Source organism: Actinomycetota bacterium (assembly GCA_030650795.1).
Classification (GTDB): Bacteria; Actinomycetota; Actinomycetes; order S36-B12; family S36-B12; genus UBA11398.
Genome location: JAUSDJ010000006.1, coordinates 22,456 through 34,318, shown reverse-complemented (window position 1 = coordinate 34,318; position 11,863 = coordinate 22,456). Strand labels below are relative to the sequence as shown.

The 11,863-nt window shown below is 59.0% G+C and carries 11 protein-coding genes; 9 read left to right on the top strand and 2 right to left on the bottom strand.

The features are described from left to right. Both Q7L55_02540 and clpB read left to right on the top strand, forming a co-directional pair. Window positions 1-345 carry a MerR family transcriptional regulator gene (locus Q7L55_02540; protein ID MDO8731438.1) on the top strand — a complete coding sequence of 115 codons (345 nt, stop codon included), beginning with the start codon at window positions 1-3 and terminating at the stop codon, window positions 343-345. 11 nt (window positions 346-356) lie between these two features. After that, entirely contained in the window at window positions 357-2,936 is a 2,580-nt protein-coding gene (clpB, locus tag Q7L55_02535) for an ATP-dependent chaperone ClpB (GenBank protein ID MDO8731437.1), read from the top strand. On the opposite strand, the gene Q7L55_02530 is transcribed toward clpB, so the two are convergent. Next, window positions 2,926-4,359 carry a serine protease gene (locus Q7L55_02530; GenBank protein ID MDO8731436.1) on the bottom strand — a complete coding sequence of 478 codons (1,434 nt, stop codon included), beginning with the start codon at window positions 4,357-4,359 and terminating at the stop codon, window positions 2,926-2,928. The genes clpB and Q7L55_02530 overlap by 11 nt on opposite strands. A gap of 82 nt (window positions 4,360-4,441) precedes the next feature. Here Q7L55_02530 and Q7L55_02525 point away from each other — a divergent pair, with 82 nt between their 5' ends. Further along, window positions 4,442-4,984 carry an orotate phosphoribosyltransferase gene (locus tag Q7L55_02525; protein MDO8731435.1) on the top strand — a complete coding sequence of 181 codons (543 nt, stop codon included), beginning with the start codon at window positions 4,442-4,444 and terminating at the stop codon, window positions 4,982-4,984. Here Q7L55_02525 and Q7L55_02520 read toward each other — a convergent pair. Beyond that, a complete protein-coding gene (locus Q7L55_02520; GenBank protein MDO8731434.1) occupies window positions 4,958-5,644 on the bottom strand; it encodes a VTT domain-containing protein in 687 nt (228 codons plus the stop codon). The two genes, Q7L55_02525 and Q7L55_02520, sit on opposite strands and share 27 nt — an antisense overlap. Window positions 5,645-5,667: 23 nt before the next feature. Here Q7L55_02520 and Q7L55_02515 point away from each other — a divergent pair, with 23 nt between their 5' ends. The 6 genes from Q7L55_02515 to Q7L55_02490 all read left to right on the top strand — a co-directional run bounded on the left by Q7L55_02515 (window position 5,668) and on the right by Q7L55_02490 (window position 11,840). Continuing rightward, complete coding sequence (locus tag Q7L55_02515; protein MDO8731433.1) at window positions 5,668-6,321, top strand: RNA methyltransferase; 654 nt, start codon at window positions 5,668-5,670, stop codon at window positions 6,319-6,321. Continuing rightward, complete coding sequence (locus tag Q7L55_02510) at window positions 6,318-7,544, top strand: MFS transporter (GenBank protein MDO8731432.1); 1,227 nt, start codon at window positions 6,318-6,320, stop codon at window positions 7,542-7,544. The genes Q7L55_02515 and Q7L55_02510 overlap by 4 nt, the downstream gene beginning before the upstream one ends. A gap of 68 nt (window positions 7,545-7,612) precedes the next feature. Then, window positions 7,613-8,635, top strand: a complete 1,023-nt coding sequence (fbaA, locus tag Q7L55_02505; protein MDO8731431.1) for a class II fructose-bisphosphate aldolase — start codon at window positions 7,613-7,615, stop codon at window positions 8,633-8,635. An 18-nt stretch (window positions 8,636-8,653) separates the two neighbouring features. Continuing rightward, window positions 8,654-9,052: a DUF3151 domain-containing protein gene (locus Q7L55_02500; protein ID MDO8731430.1), complete on the top strand. Its 399-nt coding sequence runs from the start codon at window positions 8,654-8,656 to the stop codon at window positions 9,050-9,052. 108 nt (window positions 9,053-9,160) lie between these two features. Beyond that, the gene (locus Q7L55_02495) at window positions 9,161-10,447 is read left to right on the top strand and encodes an adenylosuccinate synthase (protein MDO8731429.1); all 1,287 of its coding nucleotides are present in this window, start codon (window positions 9,161-9,163) and stop codon (window positions 10,445-10,447) included. A 43-nt stretch (window positions 10,448-10,490) separates the two neighbouring features. After that, entirely contained in the window at window positions 10,491-11,840 is a 1,350-nt protein-coding gene (locus Q7L55_02490; protein MDO8731428.1) for an aspartate aminotransferase family protein, read from the top strand. Window positions 11,841-11,863: the final 23 nt, after the last annotated feature.

Here is an 11,863-nt window from a genome sequence, read left to right as displayed (position 1 = left end):
ATGGAACCCTTCCAGATTGCCGACGACCACCCGGTGTTCGCAATCTCCGTCGCCGCACAGCTGGCTGGACTGCACCCGCAGACTCTTCGCCAATACGACCGACTCGGCTTGGTTTCGCCAACGAGGGCCGGTGGACGTAATCGCCTGTACTCAGGCCGAGATATTGCTCGGCTGCGCGAAATCACTGATCTCTCGGCCGAAGGGCTTTCGCTAGAGGGGATCCGAAGAATCCTTGTTCTGCAAGAGGAAATCGAGCTCCTGCGTAGTCAGCTTCGTGAGTTCCACCGCGAGAAGTCTTCAACAGCATTGGTGGTCTGGCGACCAAATCGCCGCAACCAGAGATAGGACAACGGGCAATGGATATTCAATTCACCACGAGAAGCCAGGACGCGCTTGGCGCGGCCGTTCGCATTGCGGCTGCCAATGGCAATCCGCAGGTGGAGCCCATTCATCTGCTCGACTCGCTGCTGCAGCAGGGAGAGGGAATTGCCAGCGCGCTGCTTGAGTCGAGTGGGGTCAACTTCAACTCGCTCACGTCAGAGACACGCAGGGCTCTGCAGGATCTGCCAAGCGCGACTGGGGCAGCAGTTGCCTCGCCGCAGCTCAGCAGTGCCTCGTTCAAGGTGATCGATGCCGCTCAGGATCTAGCCAAGGAGCGCGGCGATGAGTACGTCAGCACCGAGCACCTGCTGATCAGCCTCGCCAAGGACGGCGGCCCGGGAGTGGCCGATCGCCTGGCCGCGGTCGGGGCCACTCCCATGGCATTGATCGAGGCTTTGCAGGCGGTGCGTGGATCGGCTCGCGTCACCTCTCAGGAGCCGGAGAAGACGTTCCAAGCGCTTGAGAAGTACGGCATCGACCTCACTGCACGTGCCCGTGAGGGCAAGATCGATCCCGTCATTGGGCGCGATGAGGAGGTGCGTCGCACCATCCAGGTGCTCTCTCGCCGCACCAAGAACAACCCAGTGCTCATTGGTGAACCGGGCGTTGGCAAGACGGCTGTCGTTGAAGGCCTTGCCAGGCGCATTGTTGAAGGTGACGTGCCCACATCCCTCCAGGGCAAGACTCTCTACTCGCTCGATCTGGGCGCGATGGTGGCCGGAGCGAAATACCGGGGCGAGTTTGAGGAGCGCTTGAAGGCGGTCCTGGACGAGATCAAGGATTCGGACGGGCAGATCGTCACGTTCATCGATGAGTTGCACACAGTCGTGGGAGCTGGTGCGGGCGGAGAAGGGGCAATGGACGCCGGCAACATGCTCAAGCCCATGCTGGCGCGCGGCGAATTGCGCATGATCGGTGCGACGACGCTCGACGAGTATCGCAAGTACATCGAGAAGGATGCTGCGCTCGAGCGGCGCTTTCAGCAGGTATTCGTCAATGAACCATCAGTTGAGGACACCATTGCGATTCTCAGAGGCATCAAGGAGAAGTACGAGGCACACCACAAGGTGGTGATCTCCGACTCGTCCCTTGTGGCTGCCGCCACGCTGTCTGACCGCTACATCACAGCGCGCTTCCTTCCCGACAAGGCCATCGATTTGATGGATGAATCCGCCGCCCGGCTGCGCATGGAGATTGACTCATCCCCTGTCGAGATCGATGTGCTGCAGCGCCAGATTGATCGCCTGCGGATGGAGGAGCTGGCGATCGCCAAGGAAAGCGATGAAGCCTCGTTGGAGCGACTTGGCAAATTGCGCATTGAGATCGCTGACAAGGACGAGGAACTGCGCGGACTGCGGGCCCGCTGGGATGCCGAGAAATCCGGACTTGATCGCATTGGTGAGATCAAGGTGCTGATTGACGATCTGCGAGCGGTGGCCGAACGTGCCCAGCGTGCGGGAGATTTTGAGCAAGCCTCGCGCATCCTGTACGCCGAGATCCCGAACTTTGAGGCTGAGCTGGCCAGCGCGAGCGAGGAGGCCAATGGCCGTCCTGCGATGGTAAATGAGGAAGTCACCGCAGACGACATCGCAGAAGTCGTTGCCAGTTGGACCGGGATCCCGGCAGGCCGGCTGCTCGAAGGTGAGAGCCAGAAACTGCTGCGGATGGAGGAAGGACTCGGCAATCGAGTGGTTGGTCAGGTCGAGGCCCTTCGTGAGGTCAGCGACGCAGTCCGTCGCGCGCGTGCAGGCATTTCTGATCCCAACCGACCCACCGGATCTTTCCTGTTCCTCGGGCCGACTGGAGTCGGCAAGACCGAATTGGCGAAGGCCTTGGCCGATTTTCTCTTTGACGATGAGCGCGCGATGGTGCGCATCGACATGAGTGAGTACTCCGAGAAGCATTCCGTTGCTCGGCTTGTGGGTGCTCCTCCTGGATATGTCGGATATGAAGAGGGCGGTCAACTCACTGAGGCCGTGCGACGTCGGCCCTATTCGGTGGTGCTGTTGGATGAAGTCGAGAAAGCCCATCCGGAGGCCTTCGACATCTTGTTGCAAGTACTCGACGATGGTCGATTGACCGATGGGCAAGGTCGCACTGTCGACTTCCGCAATGTGATTCTGATACTCACGTCAAACCTTGGCAGCCAATACCTGGTTGATGTCGATACGGCATTCGAGGTTCGCAAAGAGCAGGTGCTCACGGCCGTGAGGCAGCAATTCCGACCGGAGTTCTTGAACAGGCTTGATGCGATGGTGATATTCGAACCCTTGGGCCGCGAGCAATTGGCAAGGATTGCTGACATCCAAATCGAGGCGCTCCAATCTCGCCTGGCAGATCGTAGAGTGCGCCTCGAGCTCACTGATGCCGCCCGAGAGTGGTTGGTGGATAAGGGATTTGACCCAATCTATGGAGCCCGACCGCTGCGCAGGCTCGTGCAGACAGCGATCGGGGACAAGTTGGCTGTGCGCATACTCAACGGAGAAGTGCACGATGGTGATGTGCTGCAGATTGACGCCGAGTCGGACGGCTCGAGTCTGAGTATCAGGCGCTGATCGTCACGAGTTCGTCAAGGCCACGGCTGCTGCCAAGTTCGTTGCGGGCAGTGACTGCGCACGCATAGTCGCCATTGGGCAGTTGCTTGATCACAGCCTTGCCCTTGATGACTTTGGCGCTGAAACCGGCACCGCCGGCCACTGGCAGGCAGGCCACTCGTACAGCGGTGATCTTGCCGCCCTCGCTTGTGGAGCTAGTCACGGTCACCGCAATGCGATGACGAGTGATGGCCACCCGGTCGATCTGACCTGCGTCGGGCACTGCCGCGGGCATAACAACCGTTGGCGCGCTCGGTGCAGTCGTTCCGGTCGCTGTCGTCGCTGTCGCCGAGACTGAGTACTGCGTGCCGTTGAGCAAGCCTGGAAGCTCGCAGCTCGCGGACAAGCGATTAGCGCTGGGAGCCGCCGAGCATTGAGTTATCTGGCCGGTAGCCGCCTGGACGGCGCTGGCAGTGAATGAGGAGAAGGCCGCATTGGGCAGAACAGCCGGGAAGAGCACCCGGATCCGCTCGTTGAGTCCACTCATTTGCACCAGCGGTGGCGCGGTGGAGGCGAGAACTCCCGTTGAGATCAAGAAGTCAGACATTGCGGTGACGCGGGTGTACACACCTGGATGCCGAGTAGCGCAGTTCAGGCCCCAGCTCACGATGCCGACCAATTTGGCGTTTGCGCCATCGCCAAAAATGAGTGGGCCACCTGAGTCGCCACTGCAACTGTCGATGATTGCGCCCGTGGCTGTCGTTCCGACAGCGCAGAGCATCGTCACTGGATTCGCCTCGTCTGAGTTGTAGGCGAGGAACGTCACCCCGTTGAGGACGAAGTTCTGTCCTTGGCCGCATGTGGCACTGGGCAGCAGCACGAGATCGCCAACGCGGAAATTGTCCGGAAATGACTTGCTGAAAGTGCTGATGGTTCCCCAACCAACGACCTGGACGTGATTGCCTGCCAAGTCGACGCTGGCTGAATCAGCAGCACTCACCGGCAACAAGGGAGTGATGTCTGTTTGAGGTGTCGTCAGGGTCAATACCGCGACGTCGTTGTCGCCGGTGGAAATGGAGTAGGCGGGGTGCACGGCAACAGCGCTGACAGTTACGACTCGCAGGCTCACATCCTTGAGCGACCGACCAAGGGCAACCAGAACAGAAGCTGCCTGCGTGCGTGCGCCCGACTTATGATCGACAACACAATGAGCAGCGGTCACGATCGTGGTCGCGCTTGTGAGCGTCCCGCCGCAGAACTGCGCTTGGAATGCCCCCGCCGATCCGTACTTCTGGGTGTCGAGCAAGGCCACCAGGAACGAGTACGTGCCGGGACTGGATGCCGTTCCATTGATGATCTCTGGGCGAGAAGTCGGTGCGGCTTGGGCCGGCACAGCGAGCATGCCAAACAGCAGCACTAGCGCCAGGGCGCCCAACCTTCGCATGGATCTACGGTACGTCGGCCTTGTCCCACAGCGCACATCGAGTGGCACGGATTTACCCGACCCGAACAACTAGGATCGCGCCGTGCCATCACAAGCCTGGGAAGCCCTTCGTCTGCTGATCATCGAACGAGCTGTGGTTCGCGGGCGGGTGATCCTGTCCAGTGGCAAGGAAGCCGACTACTACGTCGATCTTCGCCGAGTCTCCCTCGATGGCCAGGCCGCGCCTCTCGTTGGCACGGTCATGCGCGAACTCACTTCTGATCTGAAGTATGCGGCTGTGGGTGGCCTCACGCTTGGAGCCGATCCGGTTGCGGCAGCGATGCTGCATGATGCGGCTCGCAATGGTGAGCTACTGAATGCCTTCGTTGTGCGCAAGGAGGAGAAGCATTACGGCCTTCAGCGCCGAATCGAAGGGCCTGATGTCAAAGGCCTCGCAGTGCTCGCCGTTGAAGACACATCAACAACTGGCGACTCGGTGCTCACGGCGGTCGATGCCCTGAAGGAAGCTGGGGCAACGACAGTTGCTGTCGCAGTCATCGTTGATCGCGGAGCAGGTCCTGCAATCGTTGAGCGTGGTCTTGAGTACCGCGCTGCCTACTCACTCGCTGATCTGGGTCTCGCCTGATAGTTGGTCGCGCTGCCGGCGATGCCGGATGTACTCAATGACAATCGGAATCACGCTGATCAGCACAACCAAGATCAGCACAAGTTCGATGTTCTTCTTGACGAACCCAATATTGCCGAAATAGTAGCCAGCAATGGTGACCAAGCCGGCCCACAGAACGGCGCCAATCGAGCTGTAGATGAGGTACTTGCGAAAATCCATTCGGCCGATGCCAGCAACTGCTGTGATAAAGGTTCGAACGATTGGCACGAAGCGCGCCAGCACGATTGCTCGACCGCCGTGCTTCTCGAAGAATTCGTGAGTCTTGTCGACGTATTCCTTGCGGAAGAATTTGGAGTCGGGCCTGTTGAACAACGCGGGCCCTGCTGCCCTGCCGATCCAGTAGCCGGTGAGATTGCCGGCGACGGCCGCGACGATGAGTACAAGACAGGCCAACCAGAGATTCATGTCGATGGATCCTTGCGCGATGAACAGGCCCACGACGAAGAGCAGCGAGTCTCCCGGCAGAAAGAAGCCCAGCAGAAGCCCGCACTCAGCGAAGATGATGCCGACCACCACCCAGAAAGCCAAGCCGCCGAGGCTGTTCAGCATCGACTCTGGATTCATCCAACTCGGCCCGAGGGTTTGCACGGTGATGCCTGCGCTGATTACGAGATTCACCTCGGCAGGCTATCGTCGCAGACGTGGATCTCCATGATTCGTCAGTAGGTGTTGGCCCACATCCCCAGCCTTGGCCCCAAGACCCTCGCTTGGATGAGGATCTGCTCGAGGCCGGCGATCGTCGAAATGTTGTTGATGAGTTTCGCTATTGGAAGCTTGAGGCAATCGTGGCCGAACTCGATACCCGCAGGCATCCCTTTCACGTCGCGATCGAGAATCTTCAACATGATTTCAACATTGGCTCCGTCGTACGCACGGCCAATGCCTTTCTCGCCCGCGAGGTGCACATCGTTGGCCGTCGGCGATGGAATCGCCGCGGGGCAATGGTGACTGATCGCTATCAGCACATTCATCACCATGCCGATGCCGAGGAGTTTCGAATCTGGGCGACGTCATCAAAGTTACTGATCTTGGGATTCGACAATGTTGAAGGTTCGGTCCCGCTGGAGACCGCTGCCCTTCCAGAGCATTGCGTCCTCCTGTTTGGGCAGGAAGGCACCGGACTCAGCGAAGAAGCCCGATCTGTATGTGATGGTCTGATTGCTATTTCGCAATTTGGATCCACTCGGTCGATCAATGTGGGAGCGGCCGCAGCAATCGCAATGCACACCTGGATTCGTCAGCACGCAGTGATCACGGCTGTCCAAGGTGGGAGCGCATCCGGGTCGTCGCAGTGAGTCAAGTTGCGGTCTTGTCAGCGGATCGTCGTTACCGGAAGCTCTTCTTCGCGCGAACCATCAGCAATCTGGGTAACGGCATTGCTCCAATTGCTCTGGCATTCGGAATCTTGGCGATGCCCAATACTGACGCGACTTCGCTCAGCATCGTGCTCGCCGCCCAAGCGATCCCGCTGGTATTGGTGCTTCCCGTGGGAGGTGTTATCGCTGATCGGCTCGGACGTGCTCGAGTAATTGCCTACACCGATCTTGTCCTGAGTGGTGTTGTTGCCGTGCTGGCCTACATGTTTCTCAGCAGTTCGGTGACGATTCCAGCACTTGTTGTGCTGTCGTTCATCATCGGTTGCCTCAATGGCCTTTGGTGGCCGGCCTATTCGGGCCTCGTCCCTGATGTAGTTGCAGATGAGTTGCTGCAGCCAGCAAATGCATATTTGAGCATTGCCTCAAATGTTGGTCTGATTGCCGGCAGCGCGATCGGTGGAATCATCGTGGCTGCAGCGGGAGCGGGCATTGCAATCGCGGTGGACTCGGCCTCGTTCTTGGTGGCCGGCATCTTGGTCTTCACTTTTCGGAATATTTCAAAGCCGCACGACTCAGGCGAGGGGATGCTAGGCGATCTCGCACATGGCTGGCGAGTATTTGTGTCCTTCCGCTGGGTTGTGGTTGTCGTGTTCTCCTTCAGCACGATCGTGATGGCCCTGTATGGCGCCGAGCAGGTCATGGGTCCGGTACTTGCAATAGATGAGTACGGGGGAGCAGCGGGTTGGGCAGTCGTGCTCGCCTTCCAGTCAGCTGGCTTGCTCGCCGGTGGCTTCGCGAGTTCGCGCATCAATATCCGCCGCCCCATGCTGTTCGGAATGCTCGTCACCTTGACTCTTCCCCTATGGCTAGTGAGCTTGGCCTTTGCGGCGCCTCTGTGGATCATCTCCCTTGGATCCTTTGCCTGGGGTGTGGCAATCGAGTTCTTCCAAGTGCTCTGGTACACCGCCTTGCAGACGAATGTTCCGCGCGAAGCACTTTCACGGGTCAGTTCATACGACGCGATGGGTTCACTCATGTTCGGTCCAATAGGGCTCGCCTTGGCCGGGCCGCTCGTGAGTGCGGTCGGCTTGCAAACCGCCTTCCTCATCTGCGCAGGGGTCGCCACTATCGCGATTCTGCTCACCCTGCTTTCGAGCTCAGTGCGCTCACTGACGTCGGCGGTTTCAGACTCAGCAGCGTGATGTGGGCCTAGGCCTGTTTCGTGGAAGGATGAGCGCCGTCAGCCGCCCGTCAGCCGCAGGAGAACCCGATGCCGATTGCGTCCCCAGAGGTCTACGCAGAAATGCTCGATCGTGCGAAGGCCGGAAAGTTCGCCTATCCAGCCATTAATTGCACTTCGTCGCAGACCATTGTTGCTGCGATGCGCGGCTTTGCTGAGGCAGAGAGCGACGGCATCATTCAGGTTTCATGGGGCGGCGCTGAGTTCGCCTCTGGTCAGGCCGTCAAGAACATGGTGGCTGGCGCTCAGGCCCTCGCGGAGTTCGCCCATTCAATTGGGCGCAGTTACGGCGTGAATATCGCCTTGCACACCGATCACTGTCCGAAGGACAAACTTGAGGGCTTCATGGAGCCGCTCATTGTCATCTCCCACGAGCGGGTGGCACAGGGGCTGGAGCCGCTTTTTCAATCCCATATGTGGGACGGCTCGGCGGTTGCACTTGAAGAGAACATGGAGATCTCGCAACGGATGCTGGATGCCTGTCACAAGGCGAACATCATTCTTGAGATTGAAATTGGCGTGGTTGGCGGCGAAGAAGATGGCATCGAGGCCAGCCACGATGCCAAGCTCTTTTCCAGTGCTGAAGATGGCCTCGCCACCGCCGAGGCACTCGGGCTTGGTGAACGCGGTCGCTACATGGTTGCCGCGACCTTTGGCAACGTGCACGGCGTGTACAAGCCGGGCAATGTCGTGTTGACCCCGAAGGTGCTGGAGGAAATCCAGACGGCAGTCGGCGCCAAGTACGCAGTCACAAAGCCCTTTGATCTCGTCTTTCATGGGGGCTCAGGATCATTGCTCAGCGAGATCCGCGAAGCTCTTGACTACGGCGTCGTGAAGATGAACATCGATACAGACACGCAGTATGCATTCACCCGGCCGATCGCTGATCACATACTGAAGAACTACGACGGAGTGCTCAAAGTTGATGGCGAGGTCGGCAATAAGAAGCAGTACGACCCGCGCACCTACGGAAAGCTTGCCGAGGCGAACATGGCAGCGCGTGTCCTGCAAGGCTGCGAGGATCTACGTTCGACGGGGACGGCGATCAAGTAGTAAGGGAATCAAATAGTGATGGAAAATCTGCTCGGCGGACCCGCTCCGACTCTGTTGCCCGAAGACACAGATCCGCTCGGCTCCCTCGCCGCTGGTGAGGATCCGGGTCTGGTTGCCCAGCAGTATCCGTCGAGTTCCCTTGCCTGGGCTGTGGTCAGCGATCAGGCCTGGGCCGAAGGCCGAGTGCTTGAGTCCTATGCATTTGCGCGCGTCGGCTATCACCGTGGCCTCGACGCGCTGCGACGCAATGGTTGGAAGGGCCATGGACCTGTGCCGTGGAGCCATGAGCCCAATCGCGGATTCCTTCGCTGCTTGATCGCTCTCGGCCGCGCTGCTCAGGCAATCAACGAGACCGAGGAAGCAGAACGCATCGAGGCTTTCCTTGCTGATTGCGATCCGAGCATTCCGCGCAGCTGATCTCAGCCCGTACCCGAGCAACAGGACTCCTCGCTCTCGACTCATGCGGCTAGTCAAGCACTCAAACCGAATAGGGGAATTCCCCTGACTCAGGTAGCGTTTCGGCCCGTGCCCGCGATCATTCTGCTCGGCTCCCAATGGGGAGACGAGGGTAAAGGCAAGGCGACCGACCTCCTCGGAGGGCGCGTCGATTACGTCGTGCGCTACCAGGGCGGAAATAACGCTGGCCACACCGTTGTCATTGGCGATCAGAAGTTTGCGTTGCACTTGCTGCCCAGCGGCATCCTGACTCCTGAGGTCGTCCCCGTCATCGGCAATGGCGTCGTCATCGACCCCGCCGTCCTCTTCGAGGAGATGCGCGGACTCAATGAGCGAGGTGTGGATACTTCAAAGTTGCTCATCAGCGCCAATGCGCACCTGATCACGCCGTATCACGTGACTCTCGACAAGGTGTCTGAACGCTTCCTTGGCAACTCCAAGATCGGCACCACTGGCCGCGGCATCGGGCCTACCTACGCGGACAAGATCTCGCGCATTGGCATTCGCGTGCAGGATCTCTTCGATCCCTCGATTCTTCGTCAGAAGGTCGAAAGCGCACTCGATGGCAAGAATCAGGTGTTGGTCAAGGTCTATAACCGTCGCGCCCTCGACGTCGACGCGATTGTCGAATCGTTACTCGAGTTCGCCGAGCCGCTTCGGCCTTATGTGGCTGACACCTCGCTGCTGCTGAACAAAGCCCTCGATGAGAACAAGGTGGTGTTGCTCGAAGGTGGTCAAGGCACTCTGCTCGATGTAGACCACGGCACCTATCCCTTTGTTACTTCCAGCAATCCCACTGCAGGTGGCGCGTGCACCGGAAGCGGCATCGGACCGATGCGCATCACGAATGTCATCGGCATCCTCAAGGCCTACACCACTCGTGTTGGCTCTGGGCCTTTCCCAACTGAGCTCCTTGACGCTGATGGTGAGCGCCTGCGCAAGGTGGGCGGTGAGGTCGGCACGACGACCGGCCGTGATCGTCGTTGCGGTTGGTTCGACGCCCCGATCGCAAAATTCGCTACTCGCGTCAATGGCCTGACCGACACTTTTCTCACCAAGCTCGATGTCCTCACCGGCTTCAGCCGGATTCCGGTGTGCGTGGCCTACGACGTCGATGGCACCCGGATGGACGAGCTGCCAATGACGCAGACCGGTTTTCACCATGCCATACCAATCTATGAATCTCTGCCTGGTTGGAGTGAGGACATCTCCAAGGCCAAAACGGTCGAGGATCTGCCGGCCAATGCTCGCTCCTATGTGCAGTTCCTCGAAGACATCTCCGGTACCCGCATCAGTGCGATCGGCGTTGGCCAAGATCGTGATGCGACGATTTCGATCCACGACTTGATTGGTTAGTTCTCAGTTCGGCTGATCGGTGCGCGTCGCATGGGAGCAAGGCATGATGGCGCTTGTGAATCCTGAAGAGGGCAAACGGGTTGCGGACCTAGACCGAGCACACGTCTTTCACTCCTGGAGTGCACAAGGCGCGCTGAATCCACTGGCGGTTGAGGGGGCTGAAGGCTGCTGGGTTTGGGACTACGAGGGCAATAGATATCTCGATATCTCTTCTCAACTCGTCAATGTGAATATCGGTCATCAGCACCCCAAGGTAGTGAAGGCAATTCAGGATCAAGCTGCCGTGCTGACGACGATCAATCCCAATCACGCGAATGTTCAGCGCAGCGAGGCGGCGGCGCTCATTGCGACGCTTGCGCCACAGCAGATGAACAAGGTGTTCTTCACCAACGGCGGCGCTGATGCGGTCGAAAATGCGATTCGCATGGCGCGACTGCACACTGGTCGCCGCAAGGTGCTGACCTTCTATCGCTCTTACCACGGCAATACAGGGGCAGCCATTGTTGCAACTGGAGATCCACGTCGTTGGCCGAACGAATTTGCCGACGGTCACGTGCACTTCTTTGGGCCCTATCTGTATCGATCGAGTTTCTGGGCAAGCACCGAAGCAGAAGAATGCGACCGTGCCTTGGCGCATCTTGAGCAAGTCATTTTGTTCGAGGGCCCTGCGAGCATTGCAGCGATCCTGTTGGAGTCAGTTGTCGGCACGGCCGGAATCCTCGTACCTCCTGAAGGTTATCTGAGCGGAGTTCGTGCCTTGTGCGGTCGCTTCGGCATCGTGCTGATCGCAGATGAAGTGATGTGTGGATTCGGCCGTACGGGGTCCTGGTTTGCATTCGAGAATTTCGGCATCGAACCAGATCTGATCACTTTCGCAAAGGGCGTGAACTCTGGCTACGTACCTGTAGGTGGAGTGATCATCGCTGACGAAATCGCTCACACTTTCGACGAGCTGGTGTTTCCTGGTGGTCTGACCTACTCAGGCCACCCGCTCGCCGCCGCTTCGATTGTTGCTGCGCTCAGCGCGATGCAGGACGAGGGCATAGTCGAGAACGCCCGGATGATCGGAACAGACGTGCTTGGTCCGGGACTTCGCGCATTGCAAGACAAGCACCCAGTGATTGGTGAAGTGCGCGGCCTTGGTGTCTTTTGGGCCCTTGAGCTGGTCTCGGACAGAGCCAGCCGCGAACCGCTGGCGCCCTACGGCGGATCCTCGCCGGCGATGGCCGATCTCCTTGCAGCGTGCAAGGCCAATGGGCTGCTCCCGTTCACCAACTACAACCGACTTCACGTGGTGCCGCCCTGCACGATTTCGGTGGAGGAAACGCGGGAAGCCCTCAAGCGGCTCGATGCCGTGTTCAGTGTGGTCGATCGGCACTACGTCGGTTCTTAGATCTCTTGATGGCACTGTGCGCT